Here is a 23,692-nt window from a genome sequence, read left to right as displayed (position 1 = left end):
GGAGATGATAAATATGCGAACTTTTGAAAAATCGACAAAGCTGGACAACGTCTGCTATGACGTCCGGGGACCTGTCGTGGAAGAGGCAGACCGGATGATTGCGGACGGCGTTCATATTTTGAAACTGAACATCGGAAATCCGGCGCCTTTCGGCTTTACCGCGCCGGAGGAAGTGATCCGGGATATGATGAGAAATCTGCCGGAGACCGAGGGCTATTCTGATTCCAAAGGCCTCTTTCCGGCCCGGAAGGCCATCATGCAGTATTGCCAGCTGAAAAAAATTCCCAATGTGGAGATCGGTGACATTTACACGGGAAACGGCGTCAGCGAGCTGATCACGATGTCTATGCAGGGCCTTCTCAATAACGGCGATGAGATCCTGATGCCGTCGCCGGATTATCCTCTGTGGACGGCGGCGGCCAACCTGGCCGGAGGCCATCCGGTCCATTATATGTGCGATGAGGCGGCCAACTGGTATCCCGACATGGATGATATCCGGAGCAAGATCACAGACCGGACCAAGGGAATCGTCATCATCAACCCCAACAACCCGACGGGCGCTCTTTATCCGCGGGAGGTTTTACAGGAGATCGTGGATATTGCGAGAGAACATCAGCTGATCATTTTTGCCGATGAGATCTACGACCGCCTCGTTATGGACGGAGAGGAGCATATTTCCATCGCTTCCCTGGCTCCGGACCTTTTCTGCGTGACCCTGAACGGCCTTTCCAAATCCCACCGCATCGCCGGTTTCCGGGTGGGATGGATGTGTCTGAGCGGTGATAAATCCTGTGCGAAGGGCTATATTGAGGGACTGAATATGCTGGCTTCCATGCGGCTCTGTTCCAATGTGCCGGCCCAATCCATCGTCCAGACAGCCCTCGGAGGCTATCAGAGTTCCGACGAGCTTCTGCTTCCCGGCGGAAGAATTTACGAACAGAGGGAATTTATTTATAAAGCGCTGAACCGCATTCCGGGCATTTCCGCGGTGAAGCCGAAAGCAGCTTTTTATATTTTCCCGAAGATCGATACGTCCATGTACAACATTCACAACGACGAGCAGTTTGTACTGGACTTCCTCAGACAGGAAAAAGTTCTTCTGGTTCATGGCGGCGGCTTCAACTGGCCGGAGCCGGACCATTTCCGCGTGGTTTACCTTCCGCGGGTGGGAGAGCTTGAGGAGGCCATGGAAAAGCTGGAGCATTTCCTGAAGCATTACCGGCAGAAATAAAAACTTACGAGGCAGAGACAAGGAATGTTTGAACGTTTTTTTCCCGATGCATATATGGATTCCACCTATGTCATCGATTTTGAAAAATTATATAAGGAAGGAATCCGGGGTGTGATCTTTGATATCGACAATACCCTGGTGCCCCATGGAGCCCCGGCGGATGAGCGGGCGATCCGGCTTTTTGCGCGCCTTCGCTCCATCGGACTGGATTACTGCCTGATCTCCAACAACCAGCTTCCCAGGGTAAAGCCCTTTGCGGATGCGGTTCAGGCAAAATTTGTGGAGGATGCCCATAAGCCCTCCAGAAAGAATTACCTCAAAGCCATGAAACTCATGCATGTGGACCTGGATTCCTGTATTTTTGTGGGGGATCAGATTTTCACGGATGTCTATGGGGCCAAGCGCTGTGGCATGCGTACGATTCTCGTAAAACCCCTTCATCCCAAGGAGGAGATTCAGATTGTTCTCAAGCGTTATCTGGAGAAAATCGTGCTTTATTTTTATCAGAAAGAGAAAAGATAGGCGTGTTTTTTTCGAAAATGATAAAAAATAGTTGAAAAAGAGAATAACATAGTATAAAATAGGGTAGATTGAGTTACAAGCAAGAAGAAAGAACGGATGTAACTATTCAGCAGCCGCTGTTCCGCGAGGCACTGGACAGTTACGAACGGATTTTGTAAGGAGGAAAAAATCAGATGATTTCAGCAGGAGATTTTAGAAACGGTGTTACACTGGAGATTGAGGGCCAGATCTTTCAGATCATTGAGTTCCAGCATGTAAAACCGGGAAAAGGTGCCGCATTTGTCCGCACAAAATTAAAAAATATTATCAACGGCGGTGTGGTTGAGAAAACCTTCCGTCCGACTGAGAAATTCCCGACCGCTCGTATCGACCGTGTCGATATGCAGTATCTGTACAGCGATGGTGATCTGTATCATTTCATGAACGTAGAGAACTACGATCAGATCGCTCTGAACGCTGATGCTATCGGCGATTCTCTGAAATTTGTAAAAGAGAACGAGATGGTTAAGATTTGCTCCACCAAGGGCGAGGTTTTCGCAGTAGAGCCGCCTCTCTTCGTAGAGCTTGAGGTAACTGAGACCGAGCCGGGCTTCAAGGGCGATACCGCACAGGGCGCTTCCAAACCGGCAACTGTTGAGACTGGCGCTACCGTAAACGTTCCGCTGTTCGTTGAGATCGGCGACAAGATCAAGATCGATACCAGAACCGGTGAGTATCTCTCCCGTGTCTGATTGATCTCATAGGAAAAATCACAGCCTGGGCTTTTTGCCCGGGCTGTTTTTCTGTATTCAGAACTCTTTCATCCCCCGTAAAACCGGGCAAAAACAGACCTTTACGAAAGAATTTTTCAAGAGATTTTAAAATCCCTTAATCGTTTACGAAAAAAGACTTGACGGGGACAGAAACAGCACTTATAGTAGACTTATCAACAGGGTGCTGCAGGAAGTAAAAGAGAAAAATGTAAAGGAGCGGAAGATCTATGAAAAAGAGAAAAGGACTTTATCTTGCTGTACTGATGATGCTGTTTACCATGGTGTTCGGCATGAGCTCCATGGCAGCGACGAAAGTGGTAACGCTGAAAAACAACAGGCTCACCGGTGTTTCGGTAAAAGATTATGATGATGTGGTTTACTACAAACTTTCTGTAAACCAGACAGGATATCTGGCTGTATATGGATATAAGCAGTATTCCTATTCAAGTGCGGGAGAGAAAAACGGACTGAATGTTCAGCTCTGCAATTCCAGAAAGCAGCCACTGGAGGAAGAGTACAATACTTACCTTTACAAGTCAAATAACTGGAAAAATTATTATGGGGTGAAAAAAGGAGTCTACTATCTTCGAGTGAAAGGCTCTTACGACGCAAAGATTTATCTGAAAAGCACGTTTGTAGCTGTAAAAGAGGTGTGTGGCTCCAGAAAGGCAAGGGCTTCTCTGCTGACCAGAAACAAAACCCGTTATGGTCTCTTGATTGCCGGTGAAAACGGAGCGAAGGAAGAATGGTATAAAGTAAGACTTCCCAAGGCTCAGAAGCTGAAACTGAAACTCTCCGGAAAAAGCAGCGGCTATGTAGCTTTTGAGATCATTCCGGCCAGCAAAAAGGTAACATTATTCGGCAGTTATCAGTCCTGCTGGAACAATACAAAGCTGATTCAGACGAGAAATAATCTTCCGGCCGGAACGTATTATATTAAAGTTTACCGTTCCAATGGAAAGAGCAGCAACAGCGGATATTATTCCATTAAGTGGATGTAACAGCGGATCTTTGCAGTACCTGTAAAAAATGACGAAATGACACGCGAAAGAGCAGAAGAATGATGAACGGTTCTTCTGCTTTTTTGTATGTTTCTGCCGAAAAAATAGTCCCTTTCCTGTGAATCAAAAAAATTTTTTCGGCAGTCTGAAATCTTGCAAATGAGAAAAAACTGTGCTATCTTTATCTCATCATTTCTGAATGGATTCTTTTTATCGGTGCATTCGCACACACGTTCCAACAGCAGCTGTCAATAAGGTATCACTGGCCGTATTCTGCGGCAGAAGAAAGGATGATTCTTTGAATTATAACGTATTTGGAAACGAGGTAAAGCAGGAAGTGGAGAAGCTTCTGGGTACGGAGGTGCGGGTGGAACTGCGCCAGATCACGAAAAACAACGGGATCATACTGGACGGCATCTGTATTCTCGAAAAGGGCTGCAATGTCTCGCCTACAATCTATCTGGAAGAATTTTACCGGGAGTACAAGAACGGCATGAGCCTCAGAGAGATCGCTTCCAGGATTTGTGAAGTCTATGAGAAAAGATGCAGGGGGATTCCTTTTTCCCTGGAATACTTCCTTGATTTTGAGAAGATGAAAGAGAGGATTTTCTGCAAACTTATCAATCGGGAACTGAATAAGGAACTTCTTAACGAGGTACCGAATATCCTCTGCCTGGATCTTGCCGTCGTATTCGTCTGCGCGGTGGAGAATGAAGAATTTGGAAACGGCAGTATTCTGGTCCGGGAGGAACACCGGAAGCTCTGGAGAGTCTCAAAGGAACTTCTCTATGAATATGCGAGGGAAAATACCTTTCGTTTAAGACCCTTCGAGCTGAAAAGTATGGAAGAGCTCATCGAGGATATGGTGGAACCGGAGGAGAAAAAGCTTTTAAAAGAAATCCCTATGTATGTGCTCTCCAATCAGAAGCGGGTTTTCGGGGCGGCAGGCCTTCTCTATGACCGGGTTTTAAGTGATGCCGGAGTCAGGTTGGAAGACGATTTCTATGTGCTGCCCAGCAGCGTCCATGAGGTGATTCTTGTTCCGGATCATGTGGCAGGCAGCGAGAAAGAGCTCCGCACCATGGTTCATGAGGTCAATCATACCCAGGTGGAGCCGGAGGAGATTCTCTCGGAGAGCGTTTATCATTACGACAGGAAGAAGCACAGTCTTTCTATCTGCTGAAATAGCGGGCTTTCCGGCTGTTTTGAATAAAATCGAAGAAATTTCACATAAAAATTTGACATTTTCCAAAAGGTGTGGTATGATAGCATCGTTGTTGAGCCGGAAGAGAAAAGATCCGGGCAGATCAACAATGTATGCAGGGAAAGAACTTGCATAGCTGTACGCGCACTCGTAGCTCAGGGGATAGAGCAGCGGTTTCCGGTACCGCGTGTCGGGGGTTCGAATCCCTCCGGGTGTGCTTTTTTGTATATGTAAATTTATTTCCGCGAACAATGAGCCATGCTTGCATGGAGATATCTGATTTCCGCGAGCATAGGAGAGAACCTGAGGTACAGGAGTTTGTCGGCGGCAGAGAGTGAAGCCGGTATTTCTGAGAAACAACACCGAATGGAGGTATGTACAGTGGATGACTTTAGAGAATGGCTTTCAGATAATCTGAGATACATCTTGCTGGGGCTGGCGATCATCATCGTTCTTGTGATTGCGTTTTTTGCAGTGAGATTTGTGACAGACCGTCTGGGAGGCGACAGTGATATCAAACAGACGGAGGCTGTGACAGAGGCGCCGGCATCAGAGACAGCAGCAGGATCTGAGACAGAGACGGAGACGGCAGCAGCTACAGAGGCAGCGAATCCGCTTCAGACAGACAATGCAGCAATCCAGGAAGCAGTGACTCAGTATTACACAGCAGTGGCAGCGAAGGATTTTGATACGCTTCAGAATCTTGGAGATGTGGTAGGAGATACCGACAGGGATAAGATCAATTCCAATCCCATTGAGAGCTACAATAATATCGCTATTTACTATAAGCCGGGTCTTACCGACAGTTCTTATAACGTTTATGTTTATTATGAAGCCAAGCTGCCGAACATCGATCAGCTGGTTCCCAGTCTTGGAAATCTCTATCTGGCGACAAAAGAAGACGGAAGTCTCTATGTGGTAAATCCCAATTCTGACCAGCAGGTGTCCGATTTTATGGAACAGGCCAAGAATGACAGTGATGTGCAGGAGCTGATTTCAAAGATCAACAGCGAGTATAAAGCAGTCCTGGAGTCCAACAGCGACCTGCAGGAGATGATCGACAAAATGAAACAGCCGGAGACGGAGGTTGACATTCCCAATGCCGGTTCTGTGGATGCGGATATCAGCACTTCTGTGACCGTTACAGGCAATCTGAATGTCCGTGCAGATTCCAGACAGGATTCTGATCAGATTGGAGTTCTGGTTCCCGGACAGACAGTAACCAGATTGCAGGTTCTGGACAATGGCTGGTCAAAGATCCGCTTTGATGACGGAGCTGGAACCGTGGTAGAAGGCTATGTACTGAGTGAGTATCTTCAGGCAGATGCCGACCAGCAGTAAAGAATGATAGAACGCCGTGCAGGTTTTTGCACGGCGTTTTTTTCCAAAATCGAAGGAGAACAGATGGAACAGGGAAAGAGCCGTTTGGCGCAGGAATTTGAAAAGAGAGAAAAAGGCCAGCTGGTGAGACTGAATAAATACATCAGTGAAGCCGGTCTTTGCTCCAGAAGAGAAGCAGACCGGCTGATTGAGGCCGGGCGTGTCCAGGTGGATGGAAAAACAGCAGTGCCCGGTCAGAAGGTTTCTGATAATCAGGAGATTCTGGTGGACGGAAAAAGCATTTCCAAAGAGGAAGAGATGGTACTTCTAGCAGTAAATAAACCCCGGGGCGTAGTGTGTACCACTGATAAACGTTGGGGAGATCAGACCGTAGAAGAGCTGATTCACTATCCGAAAAGGGTCTTTTATATGGGACGGCTGGATAAGGATTCGGAAGGTCTGCTTCTGATGACGAATAACGGGGAGATCCTGAATAAAATGATGCGGGCCGGAAATTATCACGAGAAAGAGTATCTGGTCCGGGTGAACCGACCGGTGACGGAAGCTTTCCTGAGCGAAATGGCAAAAGGCGGCATCCCGGTGCAGGAGCAGCAGACAAGACCCTGCAAGGTGGAAAAGACAGGAGAACGGACCTTCCGGATCATCCTGACCCAGGGACTGAACCGTCAGATCCGCAGAATGTGTGAATATTTTGGCTATCAGGTTGTAAAACTGAAAAGGATCCGTATTATGAATATCATGCTCGGGGATCTGCCCACGGGAAGTTACCGGGAGATCAGCCGGGAAGAGCAGGAAGAGCTTTACCGCAGGATTCAGGGATCAAGCAATCAGCCAGTGAGAGAAAACAGAGGCAGGAGAGAAGAATGGAAGAAAAAAGACAGCGAATGAGAGAACTGGTGGAGCGGCTTCGGGAAGCGTCGAAAGCCTACTACCAGGAAGACCGGGAGATAATGAGCAACTTTGAATACGATAAGCTGTACGATGAACTGGCAGGGCTGGAAGCAGAAACCGGCATCGTATTGTCTGGAAGCCCGACTCAGAATGTCGGATATGAATCTCAGGAGGAGCTTCCTAAAGAGCGCCACGAACGACCGATGCTTTCTCTGGATAAAACCAAGGATGTAGAGGTTTTAAAAACCTTCGTGGGTGAGCACAAAGCGCTGATGTCCTGGAAGCTGGACGGTCTGACTATCGTACTCACCTACCAGAATGGAGAACTCAGCAAGGCTGTTACCAGAGGAAACGGCGAGGTGGGCGAGGTTATCACTCCCAACGCCCGGGTATTTTCCAACATTCCGCTTAAGATCGCCTATCAGGGTGAGCTGATCCTCCGGGGCGAGGCGGTGATTTCCTACAGTGATTTTGAGAAGATCAACGAAGAAATCGAGGATGTGGATGCGAAATACAAGAATCCTCGAAATCTCTGCAGCGGTTCCGTGCGTCAGCTGAACAGTGCGGTGACGGCGGGAAGACACGTTCAGTTTTTTGCTTTTTCGCTGGTGAAAGCCGATGGGGTGGATTTTCAAAATTCCCACGCCTGTGAGTTTGCCTGGCTGGAGAAACAGGGCTTTCAGGTGGTAGAGCACCGGGAAGTTACCGGGGAGACTGTAGAAGAGGCAGTTCACTATTTTGCAGAGAAGATTCACCATTTTGATATTCCTTCCGATGGCCTGGTGGTTCTCTATGACGATATTGCCTACGGAAGATCCCTCGGAACGACAGCGAAATTTCCGAGAGATTCCTTTGCTTTCAAATGGGAGGATGAGATAAAGGAGACCCACCTGCTGGAAATCGAATGGAGCCCATCGCGTACGGGACTCATCAATCCCGTGGCGATTTTTGAACCGGTGGAGCTTGAGGGAACCACGGTGAGCAGGGCCAGCGTTCATAACTTAAGTATCCTGAAAGGCCTGGAACTCGGCATCGGTGATGTGATTCGTGTCTACAAGGCTAATATGATCATCCCTCAGATCGAAGAGAACCTGACGAGAAGCAGCAAGCTGGAAATTCCTTCTGTCTGTCCGGTCTGCGGCGGTGTTACAGAGATCCGTTCTGCCAACGGCATTGAAACTCTGAACTGTACGAATCCGGAATGTCAGGCGAAAAAGATCAAATCTTTCACACTGTTTGTGAGCCGGGACGCTATGAATATCGAAGGTCTCTCGGAGGCAACTCTGGAAAAATTCATTGGCATGGGCTTTATCCATGAATTTGCGGATATTTTCAAGTTGAAGGAACATCGGGAGAACATTCAGGAGCTGGAAGGCTTCGGAGAGAAATCCTGTGAAAATCTTCTGAAAAATATCGAGACGGCCAGAAATACCACGCTGGTACGGCTGATCTACAGCCTGGGAATTCCGGGGATCGGTCTTGCCAATGCGAAAATGCTCTGCCGGGCTTTTTCCTGGGACTGGGAAAAGCTGAAAAACAGCACGCTGGAAGAGCTGACAGCCGTTGACGGCATCGGAGAGATTCTGGCAAAAGGTATTATCGCCTATTTCCAGGATAAAAAGATGCTGGAAGCCTTTTCGCATCTTCTCTCGGAGGTTCATCTGGAAGAAGTGCAGGTGGAAAATACAGAGCAGGTGCTGGCGGGAAAGACTTTCGTTATCACGGGCAGTGTGACGCATTTTGTCAACAGGAATGAAATGAAAGCCTATATCGAAGAGCGGGGCGGAAAGGTGACCGGTTCTGTGACCTCGAAGACCGATTATCTCATCAACAACGATTCCACTTCCGGTTCTTCCAAAAATAAGAAAGCAAAGGAGCTTGGAATCCCGATCCTTACAGAAGATGATTTTTTGAAAATTGCAGGTGACGTGAATGAAGAAAACTGAAGAAACAAAAAACACGGAGGGAATAAAGCGAAAAGAACTCGTTAAAAAAATAGAAAACAGCCAGACCGTTCAAAAAGGAAAAAAAGGAATTTCCTCCGTGATTTTCGGAAGAACCTTCCTGGTATTCTTTTCTTTGTTTCTGCAGCTGATTTTCATGGTCTGGGGCTATTACTGGCTGGCATCAAAGTGGTATTTTGTCAACGGTGTTGTGACGGTGCTGGGCGTTCTGGAAGTTATCTATGTGGCTAACGAACGCAGTAATCCGGCTTTTAAGCTGGCCTGGACCATCGTGATACTGGCCTTGCCCATCTTTGGAAGCCTTTTATATCTTTTTGTGGAAACTCAGCCGGCTACAAAATGGATCAACAAGCGGCTCCAGAGCATGCATGCCTACAGTAAAAAATATTGGAAACAGGACAAAGAGGTTTTGGAGGAACTGGAGGAGACCAACGATCAGGTGGCTCATCTGGCCCGCTATGTCAATCATTTCGGCGGTTTTTCCGTGTATAAGGATACTTCCGCAAAATACTTTCCCTCCGGTGAGGCGAAATTTGAGGAGCTGCTGATTCAGCTTCGGAAAGCGGAAAAATTCATTTTCATGGAATATTTCATTGTGGCGGAAGGCTACATGTGGGAGAGTGTTCTGGAGATCTTAAAAGCAAAGGTGAAAGAGGGCGTGGAAGTCCGTTTCCTCTATGACGGCATGTGTTGTCTGTCCCTGTTGCCTTACCATTATCCTCAGGAGCTGGAGAGCTACGGCATCCAGTGCCATATGTTTGCACCCATTGTGCCGGCTCTTTCCACCCGCCAGAATAACCGGGACCACAGAAAAATTGTGGTGATCGACGGAAAGGTTGCTTTCACCGGCGGCATCAATCTGGCAGATGAATATATCAACCGGAAAGAGCGCTTCGGTCATTGGAAGGATACAGCCATTATGATCACGGGCGAGGCAGTCAGAAGCTTTACCATCATGTTTCTGGAGATGTGGAGCGTGGACAAGAACCTTCGCAATATGCCTCTGGAACTTTTTGAAAAATATCTGGATATTGTGCCGGATAAGGAGAGCGAACCGGGAGACGGTTTCATCATGCCTTACGGGGACAGTCCTCTGGACAATGAGGCGGTGGGTGAACAGGTGTATATGGATATCCTTTATACAGCCAAGGATTATGTACATATCATGACGCCCTACCTGATTCTCAGCAATGAGATGATTACAGCCCTGACCTATGCGGCAAAAAGAGGAGTGGATGTGAAGATCATCATGCCTCATATTCCAGATAAATGGTATGCTTTTGTTCTGGCAAAGACATACTATAACGAGCTTCTGGATGCGGGTGTGAAGATTTATGAATATACGCCGGGCTTCGTTCATGCCAAGGTCTTCACCTCCGACGACGAAAAAGCGGTGGTGGGTACGATCAATCTGGATTACCGGAGCCTCTATCTCCATTTTGAGTGTGCGGTTTATCTCTATCAGAATGAGGAGATTCCAAGCATAGAGGAAGATTTCCAGGAGACTTTTGCCAAGTGTCAGGAAGTGCTGCCTTCGGATTATAAACGGCAGAAATTTTTCGACCGGATGGCGGGAAGAGTCCTGCGGATTCTGGCGCCTTTGATGTAAAGCTTTCCCCTGCTTTTTGACAGAAAGCGGGGGATTTTTCCTATGTCCGCATTATACGCACAAGTGTATCAAGATTCTGCTCTTTCAGGGAAAGCCAGGGGTATGATATACTTAATAAAACAATACTGATTAGAAAATGAGCAGGTGAAAAAATATGCCTATTAGAACACAGAGCGATCTGCCCGCAAAAGAGATCCTGGAGCGGGAGAATATTTTCGTTATGGAAGAGGGCAGGGCGAGCCATCAGGATATCCGTCCGATTCAGATTGCGATTCTGAATCTGATGCCTTTAAAAGAGGATACGGAGCTTCAGCTTCTCCGTTCCCTTTCCAATACTCCGCTGCAGGTGGATGTGACCTTTGTCCGGGTCAGCAGCCACGAGGCGAAGAATACTTCGACCAGCCATCTGAACAAATTTTATGTGACCTTTGACGAGATTAAGAGCCATTACTATGATGGGCTTATCATCACCGGAGCGCCGGTGGAGCAGATGGAGTTTGAGGAAGTGGATTACTGGGAGGAGCTGGTGGAGGTCATGGACTGGAGCAAAAAACATGTGACCTCCACACTGCATCTCTGCTGGGGAGCCCAGGCCGGGCTTTACCATCATTTTGGACTGAAAAAGCGGATGTTGAAGGAAAAAATGTTCGGCCTTTTCTGGCATCGCGTGTCCAATCGGAAGATTCCGTTGGTCAGAGGGTTTGACGATCTTTTCCTGGCGCCTCATTCCCGCCATACGGAGGTGGCTGCCGAGGATATTCATAACTGTGACAAACTCATGGTTCTGGCAGAATCCGACGAGGCAGGAGTTTTCCTCTGTATGACATTGGATGGCCGCCAGATCTTTGTCATGGGGCATCCGGAATACGACCGGGTAACGCTGGATACGGAGTACTGGAGAGACAAGAATAAAGGTCTTCCCATCGAGATTCCGAAGAATTATTATGAGAATGACGACCCTAATAACCGGCCGCTTCTCATGTGGCGCTCCCATGCAAACAATCTTTATACCAACTGGCTGAACTACTATGTATATCAGGTAACGCCCTATGATCTGGAAGGGACGCCCGATTTTCAGGGAAAATAGAAAATTTTTCTTGCAGGCGGTTGTTACATCGGGTATACTTAGAAATAAGTTATATTGCCCCAAAATATCTTTCGGGATGAAGATTCCGAGGGGATTTGGATACAGAATACGACAGATTGTGAGGGATTTTGTATGAAGAAAAGAATTGTGGTGGCTTTGGGCCACAAAGCACTGGGTACCACCCTGCCGGAGCAGAAGAGTGCGGTAAAACGTTCCGCAGAAGTTCTGGCAGATATCGTGGAGGAAGGCTATCAGCTGGCCGTATGCCACAGCAACGCGCCGCAGGTAGGTATGATCCACACAGCTATGAACGAGTTTGGCAAGAAACATCCGGACTATACAGAGGCGCCCATGTCCGTCTGCTCTGCGATGAGCCAGGGCTATATCGGATATGACCTTCAGAATGCGCTGCAGACTGCTCTTCTGAAAAGAGGCATCTATAAAGGTGCATGCACCGTTCTGACCCAGGTGACGGTAGATCCCTATGACGAGGCTTTCTATCATCCGATCAAAGTCATTGGCCGTTATATGACTGCTGAGGAAGCAGATGCGGAGGAGAAGAAAGGAAACTACTGCATCGAGGAGCCGGGTAAAGGCTTCCGTCGTATTGTGGCAGCTCCGAAACCTAAGGAGATCGTTGAGATCCAGGCAATCCGTGCTCTTCTGGATGCAGACCAGGTGGTCATCGCAGCAGGCGGCGGCGGAATCCCTGTCCTGAAACAGGGCATGGAGCTCAAAGGCGCCAGCGCCATTATTGAGAAAGATTATGCCAGCGGACGCCTCGCCGAGATGGTGGACGCGGATATTCTACTGATCCTCACGAAAGATGAGAATCTGTGGTTGAATTATGAGACCGAGAAGGCAGTGGCACTTCATGAAGTTACCGTAGATGAAGTGAAAAAGATGATCGCGGATAATGAGTTCCCGAAGGCGTCTAAACTGCCGAAAGTGCAGGCTGCTGTGGACTTCATCGAAGAGAAGAAAGGAAGCGGGCGCAAAGCCGTGATTACGGATTTGGCGCATGCGATGGATGCGCTTGCCGGCAAAACTGGAACGATCATTACGGAATGATGAGCCGGTTCGCTTTTGAAAAGCGGTAGGAAAAGAGGATTCGAGGGGACGGCTCGGAGTCGCGAGCCCGCCCTCCCCTCGAGCTCCCCTATGGGCCCGCTTAGAAAATATGGGGCTTACGTCATACTGGGACTGCGTGAAATGATGGGATATTGTGTAATATATTGAGAAAATGAGAGGCTTACGTCAGACTGAGAGTGTGTGACGTGGGCCTTTTTTGATTATACAAAGTTTGAAATCTTATCTGGTTGACTGATTTGAGATTTTTAGGTTTTGTAGTCATGACTGCATTTGACTTTTTTCTTTTAGGGTCAACCCATATTTTATTTCACCACCTCCCAGTCTGACGCCCGTTCATTCTGCTATTCCATTTCACTCAATAGTAGTCTGACGTAAGCCCCATATTTTCTAAGCTGGCCCAGAAGGGGGAGTTTACGAGGAGGACGGCGGGCTCTCTGATTCGGAACTGGCCCCCCCTCGTAGGTTTTCCTTACGCTTTCCACAAAGCAGAACCATAAAAATATTCATACAATTCAACAATTCAAAAATAAAATTATAAAAAAATCAATTTTTCTTTCAAGAATCTCTTGACAAAAGATCGACCATGGATTATAATAACATCAACAACAGATAAAAAGAAAAACAAACAAAAAACTCTAAAAAATGATCGAAAGAGTCAAACTCAAAAACGAACCTAATCCACTATTCAACCTCCAGTGAAAAGGAAAGCGAATAGCTCGATACAGGAATACGAAGGAAAGGAAGGTACGGACCACCGAAGAACTAATTTTTCATCCCTGAATTTTTAAAACCAGTTCAGATGGATGACAGGACAAAAGAACAAGTAAGAAATTGAGGTATAGTCCAATGGAAACGTTTCATTAGAAGGGGATATGATCTGAATAAGAAATCATATCCCCTTCGTTTTGTCTGTAAATATAATTTCTCTACTCCTGGTCCCGGAAACAGCAGAAATTTCCCAACTCCCTTCTGCCTGCTTTTCTATTCCGGGATTTTTTATTCTAAACAAATAAAATCCGGAATGAAAAAGCGGACAGCCTCATATATACCTATAAGGGTGTGGAGGTGGCGTATGAACAGAGAAGAACTGATGGACCTGTTCTCTGAGAAGATCAGGGAATTATTAGCCCGGTTGCCTGTGTATTATGAAGAAGTGCAGGAGATCCGGCTGCGGGCGGAGAAACCGCTTTTGATCCGCTACGGGACCAGAGAATATTTTGTGACAGAAGACGGGAAACTTTCCGAGGAGGAGTCTGAAGGCTTCCTGGTAGACAAAAAAGAACTCATGGAGACCATGGAATACATCGCCAATTATTCGATGTATGCTTATGAGGAAGAGCTCAAACAGGGCTATCTCACGGTTCGGGGTGGTCATCGCATCGGCGTAGCGGGGAAGATCATTATGGATGGAAACCGGATTTCGAGCGTCCGCTACATTTCCTTCGTGAATGTCCGGCTTTCCCATGAGCGGAAAGGCTGTGCGGATCAGATCATGCCTTACGTTTTTGAGAACGGGGAGCTCTGCCACTGCATGATCATCTCCCCACCGGGCTGCGGAAAGACGACCCTTCTTCGGGACCTGATCCGCCAGGTGTCCAATGGAAGCGCCTGGTGTGAGGGCCAGACCGTGGGGGTGGTGGATGAGCGCTCGGAGATCGGCGGTTCCTACCTCGGTGTGCCCCAGAATGATCTGGGAATCCGTACGGATGTGCTGGACTGCTGCCCGAAAGCTGCCGGAATGATGATGCTCATCCGCTCGATGTCGCCCAGGGTCATCGCCGTGGATGAGATCGGCGACTATGAAGACATCCGGGCCATCGAGGCGGTCTTGAACTGCGGCTGCCGGATTCTGGCCACGGTCCATGGAAATTCCATCGAGGATATCGAGAAAAAGCCCCTTCTTAAACGCTTTCTCACGGAGAAGATTTTCCAGCGCTATGTGCTTCTGGGTAACCGGGATGCAGTGGGGAGCCTGAAAGGAATTTTCGACGAGCGGGGGACCCGCCTATGCTGAAGGCGGCCGGGCTTTTTCTACTGTTTTCCGGCTGTTTTTCTCTGGGGATAGGGAAAAGTCGAGGCTTAAAAAAGAGGCTGGAACTTCTACGGGAGCTGAAAAAACTTCTGCTTTTGCTCTCCGGTGAGATCCGCTGCGCGAAGACGCCTCTTCCGGAGGCCTTCCGCAAGATCGGCAGAAAGGCGGAAGATCCCTTTGGAACTTTTTTTCAAAAGGTGGCGGAGGAGCTTACCGGAGAAGGCAGGAAACTGCCGGAGACCGCTTTTTCCAGGCAGATGAAGCTTTTGAAGGAAAGTTCCCTGACGCCGGAAGACCGGAGCTTTCTTCTGGATCTGGGAAAAGACCTGGGCTATCCAGATCTTTCTGTTCAGCTTGAAACTCTGAAATTATTCGAGGAAAATCTGGAGGAACTCATCAAAAAAGCGGCGGCGGATTACCGGGGGAAGGCGAAGGTCTACCGTTATCTCGGGGCTCTCGCCGGTCTTTTTCTGGTGGTTTTTCTGATATAGAGGAGGTGGGACCATGAGCGTGAACCTGCTCTTTAAGATTGCGGCGGTGGGGATTCTGGTGTCCGTGCTCACCCAGGTCCTGAAACACAGCGGGAGAGAGGAGGAAGCCTTTCTCACAAGTCTTGCGGGACTTCTTCTGGTGCTTTTCTGGGTGATCCCCTATATCAACGAACTGTTTGTCAGCGTAAAAGAGCTTTTTTCCCTGTAGGAGGCGGATAGAATGACAAAAGTGGCGGTCCTTGGTCTGACCGGTGTGCTGCTGGGGCTCATGATGAAAGAACTGAACCCCGGCTTTTCTGTTTTTGTCAGTATGGCGGCCTGCGTGCTGATCTTTTTCTATGCGGTGAACCGGTTAAGCTTTCTCTCGGATCTGATGCAGGAGATTCAGGGGGCGGTTCCCGTGGACGATGCCTGCTTGAAGATTCTGCTGAAAATGATCGGCGTCACATATCTCGCGGATTTCACGGCGAATCTATGCCGGGATGCGGGCTATTCCGCCATCGCGGGGCAGGTGGAATTTTTCGGGAAGATTTCTCTTCTGACCTTAAGCTTTCCTGTGCTTACGGCACTGATGGAAACCATTGACCAGATGTTGTTGTAGGGAGGGGTTATGAGGAGAATCCTGGGGGTCATTTTCTGCCTGCTTTTCTGCTTTTTTCCGAAAAAACCGGTTCTTGCCGGGGAGACGGAGAGTGAGGCCGTGCTTTCAGAAATGGAAAACGCCTTTTTCTCAGAATTAAACTTGAACGAGCTGGACGAAACACTGAAAACCTACCAGGAGGAGACGGGCCTGAGTTTTTCGGAGACGGTGAAAAAACTGATCCTCGGGGAACTGCCCTGGTCTCAGGAGACCATGAGAAAACTGGTTTTCAGCGCTTTTTTTAAGGAGATTGCCGACCAGAAAAAGACTGCTTTGGGGATTTTTCTCCTTCTTGCCGGGGCAGCGTTTTTTTCAGGGGTAGCAGGAATCTTTGAGAAAAGTCAGGTGTCGGCGGTGAGCTTTTACCTCGTTTATCTCATTCTGGTCTCCTTTCTGGTACAGGCTTTTTATTCGATGAGCCGCGTGGCGGAGACGGCAGTGGACGAGCTTCTTGTCTTTATGAAGCTTCTTTTGCCCTCCTGCCTGCTGGCTTCCGTTCTGGCAGGAAAAAGTCTGGGCGGGGCGGCCTTTTCGGAGCTGATGCTGGGCACACTGACCTTTTTACAGTGGGCGGTGAAGTATTTCCTCTTCCCGGGGGCACAGTTTTATTTTCTTCTGACGCTTCTGAATCATATTTTTGACGAGGATTATCTGTCCAAAATGGCAGGACTCTTAAAAAGCTTCGTGGAATGGGCCCTGAAGACCCTCACCGGTGCCGTGGTGGGGCTTCAGGCCTTCCAGAGCCTGATCCTTCCGACAGTGGATGCCCTGAAAAGTACGGTGCTTCAGAAATCCGGAGGGAGCATTCCTGTGGTGGGCGGTCTTTTCAACAATGTGACGGAGATGGTGCTGGGAGCGGCTCTTCTGATCCGAAACGGCGTGGGAACGGCCGGCCTTCTGGTGCTGGCCATTCTCTGTCTGACGCCGATGGTGAAGCTTCTGGCAGGAGGGTGCCTCTATCGACTTCTGGCGGCGGTGGCCCAGCCGGTGGCGGACAAACGGCTGACGGAATGCGTGGACGGACTGGGCCGGGGAATTTTACTGCTTTTGCGGATCTTTCTTTTCACAGGGATCCTGTTTTTTCTTTCTCTGGCGCTGGCCTTTGCCCGGTAAAAGGAGCGGTTTATGAGCAAAGTTCTGGCCTGGATACGGAGTATCCTCTGTTTTCTGTGCTTTTTTCAGGTGTTTCTTCAGCTGACACCAAAAGAGAGCTACCGGAAATATCTGAAATTCTTTGGAAATCTCATTCTGGTGCTGCTTCTTCTGCGGCCCGCGGCCTCTCTTCTGGGGCAGGCGGAGTCTTTGGAGCAGTTTTTGAAATTTCAGACCTTAAGCAATGAATACAGTGAGCTTCGGATGCATATGGAAGGAATGGAGGAGCTGAAAAACACCCTGGTGGAAGAAACATTTCGCCGGGAGATCGAGAGGCAGATCCGGGAGGTCCCGGAAAATCTTGGCTATTCCGTCCTGTCCCTAAGCGTTTCCTACGGGGAAACGGGGGAGCCGGAAGCTATCGACCTTGTGCTCCTCTCATCGAAAGACGAAGGAACGGCGAAAATACAGGAAGAGCTTTCAAGGATTTATGGACTTGCAGGCGAAGAGATCCGGATCACGGTAAAGGAGGCGTAAAGGTGAAAGAGCAGCTGGAAAAATGGAAAGAAATGCTGAAGACCGGCGGAAAGAACCGGTGGGCTGTCTTTCTGCTGGCAGGTCTCCTTTTGCTGGTGATTTCCCTTCCAACCGGGGAGGAAAAGAGAGCACCTGTTCTTCAGACCGAGGCGGCAGACGAGAAAAGCGTGAGCCAGGCGGAAGAGCTGGCGGAGAGACTGGAGAAGGTCTTAAGCCGGGTGAGCGGCGTGGGGAAGACGAAGGTTCTGGTGACTTTGAAATCCGACGGGAAACGTCTGGTGGAGAAGGACAGCACCACCCGCGAAGACAGCAGCGAGAGCAGGGACCAGGAGGAAAATACGGTCTATGAAAAGAATGGTTCCGGCCAGGAAAAGCCCTACGTTTCCGAGACCATGGAGCCGGAGGTTTCCGGCGTTCTGGTGGTAGCAGAAGGAGGTGATGACCCGGTGACAGTCCGTGAGATCACAGAGGCTGTCCAGGCATTATTCGGTATTGAAGCGCATAAAATCAAAGTAATGAAGATGGATTAAGGAGGAGCAGTCTTTGAAACGTCGCCTGAAAAAGAATCAAGTGGTAGTTACCGCCCTGGCCGTCATGGTCGCCGTGGCAGGGTATCTCAATTACTCCGGGATGGAGTTTGGAAAGGAGACGGCCACCTTGGGAAAAGTGCAGGAAGGAGCGGCTGATGAGGGGGCCGTGAGTACCTCCCTCATCGACATTCCAAGCCTTGACGAAGATGTAAGCGTGGAAGAGACAGGAGAAATCAGCGCCGCTTCCGACGGAGTGGAGGCGGAGACAGGGGATGGCGCCGGAACAGGTGATACTCCGGGGGAAGCCGTACTTACCAGCGTGACTGCGGGAAGTTCTTTTGCCGCGGAGGCGAAGCTTACGAGAGAACAGGTTCGGGCCAAAAATAAAGAGACCCTTCTGGAAGTCATCAACAACAACAGCATTTCCGAGGACCAGAAACAGTACGCGGTGGACAGCATGAACGCCATGGTGGATGCGGCGGAGCGGGAGGCCTCGGCAGAGCTTCTGTTGGATTCCAAAGGCTTTCTGGATGCGGTGGTGAGCATTTCCGACGGAACGGCGGATGTGGTCATCAACCAGGCGGAGATCAGCGAGGCGGAACGGGCCCAGATCGAGGATATCGTCAAGCGGAAGACAAACATTTCCGGGGAAAATATCATCATCACCCCGAGACTCTCCTGAGGAAAGAAAGAATCCCGTTGACAGAGCTCTTTTTCGTTGGTAAAATAGCGAAGGTATAAAAATAAGAAGATAAACAATGATAGATTCAGGGCAGCCTTTTTTGGGCTGCCTGTTTGGAGGAAAAAGCTTTGGCTGATAAAACAAATGAAATTTTAAAGAGGCGTACCTTTGCCATCATTTCCCACCCGGATGCCGGTAAGACCACACTGACCGAGAAATTCCTGCTCTACGGAGGAGCCATCAATCTGGCCGGTTCCGTAAAAGGAAAAGCCACAGCCCGGCATGCGGTTTCCGACTGGATGGAGATCGAGAAGGAGCGAGGCATTTCCGTCACCTCTTCCGTACTGCAGTTCAACTACGACGGCTACTGCATCAACATTCTGGATACACCGGGACATCAGGACTTCTCTGAGGATACCTACCGTACCCTGATGGCTGCAGACTCTGCGGTCATGGTTATCGACGCATCCAAGGGTGTCGAGGCCCAGACCAGAAAACTGTTCAAAGTCTGTGTCATGCGCCATATCCCGATTTTTACCTTTATCAATAAACTGGACCGCGACGCCAACGATACCTTCGATCTTCTGGACGAGATCGAGAAGGAGCTTGGCATCGCCACCTGCCCCATCAACTGGCCCATCGGTTCCGGTAAGCATTTTAAAGGTGTTTACGAGCGCGGAAGCAAGGAGATCACCGTTTTCTCCGATACGGAGAAGGGTACCAAAGAGGGTGAGATGAGAGAGATTCCTCTGGATTCCCCGGAACTGGACGAGATTCTGGATTACGGCCAGAAGGATAAGCTCATGGAGGAGATCGAGCTTCTGGACGGAGCCAGCGCCGATTTCGATCAGGAGTTGGTAGACAAGGGAGAATTGACTCCGGTATTCTTCGGTTCCGCTCTGACCAACTTCGGCGTGGAAATTTTCCTGAAGCATTTCCTCAGCATGACGACTCCGCCTCTTCCGAGAAAAGCGGATATCGGTGTCATCGATCCGATCAAAGAAGATTTTTCTGCCTTTGTGTTCAAGATTCAGGCCAATATGAACAAGGCTCACCGCGACCGTATTGCTTTCATGCGGATCTGTTCCGGCGAGTTCGATGCCAATATGGAGGTTTATCATGTGCAGGGCGACCGGAAGATGCGTCTTTCCCAGCCTCAGCAGATGATGGCTCAGGAGCGTCATGTGGTGGACAAGGCTTACGCCGGCGATATCATCGGCGTGTTCGATCCCGGCGTGTTCTCCATCGGTGACACGATCTGTATGCCCGGCAAGAAATTTGCCTTTGAGGGTATCCCGACCTTCGCTCCAGAGCATTTTGCCCGTGTCCGTCAGGTGGATACCATGAAGAGAAAACAGTTTGTAAAAGGAATCAACCAGATTGCCCAGGAGGGTGCGATTCAGATCTTCCAGGAGTTCCATACGGGAATGGAGGAGATCATCGTGGGCGTTGTCGGCGTCCTGCAGTTTGAGGTACTGAAATACCGCCTGAAAAATGAGTACAACGTAGATATCATCCTGGAGAACCTGCCTTACGAGCACATCCGCTGGATCGAGAACGAAGAGATCGATCTGGACAAGCTGGTAGGCACCTCCGATATGAAGAAGGTAACGGATCTCAAGGGCAGACCGCTGCTTCTCTGGGTAAATCCCTGGAGCGTGGGCATGACTCTCGATCGGAACCCGGGCCTGAAGCTCACCGAATTTGGCCGTTCCTGATAATGTTTCCATATTTCTATTTGCAAAACGGGCAAAGTTTGTTATAATAGAAAAGAAGATTTTCGCGTTACAGGAACCGTAAGGAGGTTGGAGCATGAAAGAGGAAAATCAGAACAGTTATACGATTCAGTCTGACGAAGCCATCGGACAGGTTCAGATTGCGGATGAGGTAGTTGCGATCATTGCCGGACTCGCTGCCACAGAGGTGGAAGGCGTTGCCAGCATGGCTGGAAATATTACGAACGAGCTGGTCAGCAAGCTTGGAATGAAGAAACTTTCCAAGGGAATCAAGGTCAGCGTGGACAATGGAGAAGTGGCTGTAGAGGTAGCGATCAATATCGATTATGGTTACAGCGTTCCCAAGACCAGCCGTATGGTTCAGGAAAAAGTGAAAGCATCCATTGAGAACATGACAGGGCTTATCGTTTCCGACGTGAATGTGACCATCGCAAGCGTATGCATGGAGAAACACGATTGACCGGGAGAGCGGAATGCTCCCTGAATGAGGAGGGATGTCCCAGGCGGGCATCCCTTTTCGGCTATAAAAACATCTGAGAGGAAAAAAGAATGACGAGACGAGAACTGAGAGAAGAAATTTTTAAACTTCTGTTCATGGTGGAATTTTACAGCAAAGAGGAAATGGCGGAGCAGGTGAAATCCTACTTTGAAGATTTCCCGGAGAAGGAGATCAGCGAGAAGGATCACGCTTATATCGAGGAGAAATACGAGAACATCTGCGCGGTTCTTCCGGAGATCGACGAGAAGATTGCAGGAGCAGCAAAGGGCTGGAAGCTGGAGCGAATCGGCAAATCCGATCTTTCCATCCTGCGCCTGGGTGTCTACGAGATGCTTTACGATGATGATATCCCCGTCGGCGTAGCCATCAACGAGGCCGTGGAGCTTGCCAAGAGCTTCGGCGAGAACGAAAGTGCCTCCTTTATCAACGGTATTCTCGGAAAACTGGCCAGACAGTGAGACAGCAGAAGAACGTCTACAGCGTCGGCCAGGTAAATAACTATATCAAAAACATGTTTACCCAGGATTTCCTTCTGAAAAGGATTTATGTCCGGGGAGAGGTCTCCAACTGCAAATACCATCCCTCCGGCCATATTTATTTTTCGCTGAAGGATGAGACTGGGACCATGCCCTGCGTGATGTTTTTAAGTTTCAGAAAGGGCCTGACTTTTCAACTGGAAAATGGTCAGTCTGTGACAGTTTTGGGGAGCATCAGCGTCTACGAGCGGGACGGCCGCTATCAGCTTTATGCCTCGGAGATCATCCGGGAGGGAGCCGGCCTTCTCTATGAGCGCTTCGAGCAGCTGAAGGAAGAACTCTCCGAGATGGGCATGTTTGACCCCGCATATAAGAAGCCGATTCCGGCTTTTGTGAAGAGGCTGGGGATTGTGACGGCCTCAACGGGAGCGGCCATCCGGGATATCATGAATATCTCGAGGCGGCGGAATCCCTTCATCCAGCTGGTTCTCTATCCGGCGCTGGTTCAGGGCGAGGGAGCGGTGGACAGTATCGTAAAAGGAATCGAGGTTCTGGACAAGTACGGTGTGGACGTTATCATTGTGGGTCGGGGCGGCGGTTCCATGGAGGATCTGTGGGCTTTCAATGAGGAAAAAGTGGCCCGGGCAATTTTTGCCTGTGAGACGCCGGTGATCTCTGCCGTGGGCCATGAGACGGATACGACGATCTCGGATTTTGTGGCGGATCTTCGGGCTCCGACACCTTCAGCGGCAGCAGAGCTGGCGGTGGCGGATCTGGGGAGCATCCTTCAGAGTCTCCGGGATTTTGACGACCGGCTGAACCGTCTGATGGAAGACAAGGTCCGGGAAAAAAGAGAGAAGCTTGAGACTTTTTCCTGGAAACTGGAGCGCTTAAGCCCGGGGCAGCAGCTCCTGGAGAAAAGGCAGCGCCTGGCGGATCTGGACGAGCTTTTCCGAAAGCTGATGGAGGGAAAGATCCGGGAGAACAGGCAGGCTCTGGCCTTTTATATCGAGCGGTTGAACGGGGCTTCGCCTCTCAAAAAGCTGAATCAGGGCTATGCCTATGTGGCCGGGGAGGACGGGAAGCGCCTCACCGGAGCAAAAGAGGCGAAGGTCGGAGAGAAGCTGACGCTTTATTTTGCGGACGGCAGGCTTTCTGCCCGTGTGGAAGAAAAAGAGTAAGGGGAACAGAAATGGCAGAGCAGAAAGAACAGACACTGGAGGAAATTTTCGGGGAGATGGAAGGTCTTCTGGAGGCACTGGAAAGTCGGGAGATTTCCCTGGAGGATTCCTTTGAAAAATACAAAGAAGGCATGGCGCTTTTGAAGGCTGCCGGAGAAAAGATCGACACGGTGGAGAAAGCCATGCTGGTACTGAACGATCAGGGAGAAGCAGATGAATTTTGAGGATGAGCTGAAACAGAAAGTACAGGAAACAGAAAAAACGGTCTATGAGTTTCTGCCCGAGGAAGAAGGTTTTCAGAAGACGATCCTTGAGGCGATGAATTACAGCATGAAAGCCGGCGGCAAACGGCTTCGTCCCTTATTGATGGCGGAGACCTACCGGATGTTCGGTGGAACAGGCGAGGTGATCCGCCCCTTTATGGCGGCCATGGAAATGATCCACACCCATTCCCTGATTCACGACGATCTGCCGGCTCTTGATAACGATGAGTACCGCCGGGGCAAAAAGACCACCCATGTGGTTTACGGCGAAGCCATGGCAATTCTGGCCGGCGACGCTCTTTTAAACTATGCCTATGAAACAGCGGCCCGGGCTTTTGCCCTGGAGCCGGGGCATGAGCGCATCGGAAAGGCTTTCCGGATTTTGACTGCAAAAACGGGAATTTATGGAATGTTGGGCGGTCAGTGCGTGGATGTGGAGTATGAAGGGAAGAATCTGGAACGAGAAAGACTGGATTTCATCTATCGCTTAAAGACCAGCGCCCTCATCGAGGCTTCCATGATGGTCGGAGCTGTTCTGGCCGGGGCCTCCGATGAGAAAATCGCCCTCCTTGAGCGGGTGGCAGGCAAGGTGGGACTGGCTTTTCAGATTCAGGACGATATTCTGGACGTTGTGAGCACCACGGAAACTCTGGGCAAACCGGTGGGCAGCGACGAAGAGAACCGCAAGACCACCTATGTGACCCTGGAAGGAATCGAGAAAGCCCGGGAAGACGTGAGACGGCTGTCCGATGAAGCCATCGAGGAGCTTGACACGCTGGAAGAGAAAAATCCGTTTCTTATGGAGCTTCTGAAAAGCCTCATTGATCGAAAGAAATAAC

General features: G+C 49.5%; 25 protein-coding genes and 1 tRNA gene. All 26 read left to right on the top strand.

Translation table 11 applies throughout. The features are described 5' to 3' along the window. Positions 1-13: 13 nt before the first annotated feature. The 26 genes from LKD71_RS07285 (at position 14) to LKD71_RS07160 (ending at position 23,691) form a co-directional block, all read left to right on the top strand. Positions 14-1,231: an aminotransferase class I/II-fold pyridoxal phosphate-dependent enzyme gene (locus tag LKD71_RS07285; protein WP_227614918.1), complete on the top strand. Its 1,218-nt coding sequence runs from the start codon at positions 14-16 to the stop codon at positions 1,229-1,231. 24 nt (positions 1,232-1,255) lie between these two features. Beyond that, positions 1,256-1,753: a YqeG family HAD IIIA-type phosphatase gene (locus LKD71_RS07280; RefSeq protein WP_178044998.1), complete on the top strand. Its 498-nt coding sequence runs from the start codon at positions 1,256-1,258 to the stop codon at positions 1,751-1,753. 173 nt (positions 1,754-1,926) lie between these two features. After that, the gene (gene efp / locus LKD71_RS07275) at positions 1,927-2,484 is read left to right on the top strand and encodes an elongation factor P (RefSeq protein WP_178044999.1); all 558 of its coding nucleotides are present in this window, start codon (positions 1,927-1,929) and stop codon (positions 2,482-2,484) included. 248 nt (positions 2,485-2,732) lie between these two features. Next, positions 2,733-3,506 (top strand): hypothetical protein, encoded by a 774-nt coding sequence (locus LKD71_RS07270; RefSeq protein WP_178045000.1) that lies wholly within the window; start codon positions 2,733-2,735, stop codon positions 3,504-3,506. A gap of 298 nt (positions 3,507-3,804) precedes the next feature. Then, the gene (locus tag LKD71_RS07265) at positions 3,805-4,689 is read left to right on the top strand and encodes a DUF5688 family protein (protein WP_178045001.1); all 885 of its coding nucleotides are present in this window, start codon (positions 3,805-3,807) and stop codon (positions 4,687-4,689) included. A gap of 165 nt (positions 4,690-4,854) precedes the next feature. Continuing rightward, positions 4,855-4,927: transfer RNA gene (locus tag LKD71_RS07260), tRNA-Arg, on the top strand. 164 nt (positions 4,928-5,091) lie between these two features. After that, positions 5,092-6,051: an SH3 domain-containing protein gene (locus LKD71_RS18320; RefSeq protein WP_227614917.1), complete on the top strand. Its 960-nt coding sequence runs from the start codon at positions 5,092-5,094 to the stop codon at positions 6,049-6,051. Positions 6,052-6,114: 63 nt separating this feature from the next. After that, positions 6,115-6,939, top strand: a complete 825-nt coding sequence (locus LKD71_RS07250) for a pseudouridine synthase (RefSeq protein ID WP_227614916.1) — start codon at positions 6,115-6,117, stop codon at positions 6,937-6,939. Further along, positions 6,915-8,888, top strand: coding sequence for an NAD-dependent DNA ligase LigA (ligA, locus tag LKD71_RS07245; protein ID WP_227614915.1), 1,974 nt, complete (start codon positions 6,915-6,917; stop codon positions 8,886-8,888). The genes LKD71_RS07250 and ligA overlap by 25 nt, the downstream gene beginning before the upstream one ends. Further along, positions 8,875-10,515, top strand: a complete 1,641-nt coding sequence (gene cls / locus LKD71_RS07240; protein WP_178045005.1) for a cardiolipin synthase — start codon at positions 8,875-8,877, stop codon at positions 10,513-10,515. The genes ligA and cls overlap by 14 nt, the downstream gene beginning before the upstream one ends. Before the next feature lie 154 nt (positions 10,516-10,669). Continuing rightward, entirely contained in the window at positions 10,670-11,602 is a 933-nt protein-coding gene (metA, locus tag LKD71_RS07235; RefSeq protein ID WP_178045006.1) for a homoserine O-acetyltransferase MetA, read from the top strand. 132 nt (positions 11,603-11,734) lie between these two features. Further along, complete coding sequence (gene arcC, locus LKD71_RS07230; protein WP_227614914.1) at positions 11,735-12,673, top strand: carbamate kinase; 939 nt, start codon at positions 11,735-11,737, stop codon at positions 12,671-12,673. 1,093 nt (positions 12,674-13,766) lie between these two features. Continuing rightward, entirely contained in the window at positions 13,767-14,708 is a 942-nt protein-coding gene (gene spoIIIAA, locus LKD71_RS07225; protein ID WP_227614913.1) for a stage III sporulation protein AA, read from the top strand. Then, a complete protein-coding gene (locus LKD71_RS07220; protein WP_227614912.1) occupies positions 14,702-15,217 on the top strand; it encodes a stage III sporulation protein AB in 516 nt (171 codons plus the stop codon). Before spoIIIAA ends, LKD71_RS07220 begins: the two co-directional genes overlap by 7 nt. A gap of 13 nt (positions 15,218-15,230) precedes the next feature. Further along, positions 15,231-15,425 carry a stage III sporulation protein AC gene (gene spoIIIAC, locus LKD71_RS07215; RefSeq protein ID WP_178046770.1) on the top strand — a complete coding sequence of 65 codons (195 nt, stop codon included), beginning with the start codon at positions 15,231-15,233 and terminating at the stop codon, positions 15,423-15,425. A 12-nt stretch (positions 15,426-15,437) separates the two neighbouring features. After that, a complete protein-coding gene (locus LKD71_RS07210) occupies positions 15,438-15,818 on the top strand; it encodes a SpoIIIAC/SpoIIIAD family protein (protein WP_178046771.1) in 381 nt (126 codons plus the stop codon). Positions 15,819-15,827: 9 nt separating this feature from the next. After that, positions 15,828-16,970, top strand: a complete 1,143-nt coding sequence (locus tag LKD71_RS07205; RefSeq protein WP_227614911.1) for a stage III sporulation protein AE — start codon at positions 15,828-15,830, stop codon at positions 16,968-16,970. A gap of 12 nt (positions 16,971-16,982) precedes the next feature. Beyond that, a complete protein-coding gene (locus LKD71_RS07200) occupies positions 16,983-17,486 on the top strand; it encodes a stage III sporulation protein AF (protein WP_178046773.1) in 504 nt (167 codons plus the stop codon). Between the two features lie 2 nt (positions 17,487-17,488). Next, entirely contained in the window at positions 17,489-18,016 is a 528-nt protein-coding gene (locus tag LKD71_RS07195; RefSeq protein WP_227614910.1) for a stage III sporulation protein AG, read from the top strand. A 13-nt stretch (positions 18,017-18,029) separates the two neighbouring features. Then, positions 18,030-18,698, top strand: coding sequence for a SpoIIIAH-like family protein (locus LKD71_RS07190; RefSeq protein WP_178046774.1), 669 nt, complete (start codon positions 18,030-18,032; stop codon positions 18,696-18,698). Between the two features lie 128 nt (positions 18,699-18,826). Next, entirely contained in the window at positions 18,827-20,416 is a 1,590-nt protein-coding gene (locus tag LKD71_RS07185) for a peptide chain release factor 3 (protein WP_227614909.1), read from the top strand. 94 nt (positions 20,417-20,510) lie between these two features. Continuing rightward, positions 20,511-20,894, top strand: a complete 384-nt coding sequence (locus LKD71_RS07180) for an Asp23/Gls24 family envelope stress response protein (protein ID WP_227614908.1) — start codon at positions 20,511-20,513, stop codon at positions 20,892-20,894. A gap of 89 nt (positions 20,895-20,983) precedes the next feature. Continuing rightward, positions 20,984-21,391, top strand: coding sequence for a transcription antitermination factor NusB (gene nusB / locus LKD71_RS07175; protein WP_178044946.1), 408 nt, complete (start codon positions 20,984-20,986; stop codon positions 21,389-21,391). A 53-nt stretch (positions 21,392-21,444) separates the two neighbouring features. Further along, positions 21,445-22,590: an exodeoxyribonuclease VII large subunit gene (gene xseA / locus LKD71_RS07170; RefSeq protein ID WP_408610984.1), complete on the top strand. Its 1,146-nt coding sequence runs from the start codon at positions 21,445-21,447 to the stop codon at positions 22,588-22,590. Positions 22,591-22,601: 11 nt separating this feature from the next. After that, positions 22,602-22,814, top strand: a complete 213-nt coding sequence (gene xseB / locus LKD71_RS07165) for an exodeoxyribonuclease VII small subunit (RefSeq protein ID WP_178044948.1) — start codon at positions 22,602-22,604, stop codon at positions 22,812-22,814. Then, positions 22,804-23,691, top strand: a complete 888-nt coding sequence (locus LKD71_RS07160) for a polyprenyl synthetase family protein (protein ID WP_178044949.1) — start codon at positions 22,804-22,806, stop codon at positions 23,689-23,691. Before xseB ends, LKD71_RS07160 begins: the two co-directional genes overlap by 11 nt. Position 23,692: the final 1 nt, after the last annotated feature.

It is taken from the genome of Fusicatenibacter faecihominis, from assembly GCF_020686945.1.
GTDB classification, from domain to species: Bacteria; Bacillota; Clostridia; order Lachnospirales; family Lachnospiraceae; genus Limivivens; species Limivivens faecihominis.
This window is presented reverse-complemented; position numbering and strand designations above follow the sequence as displayed.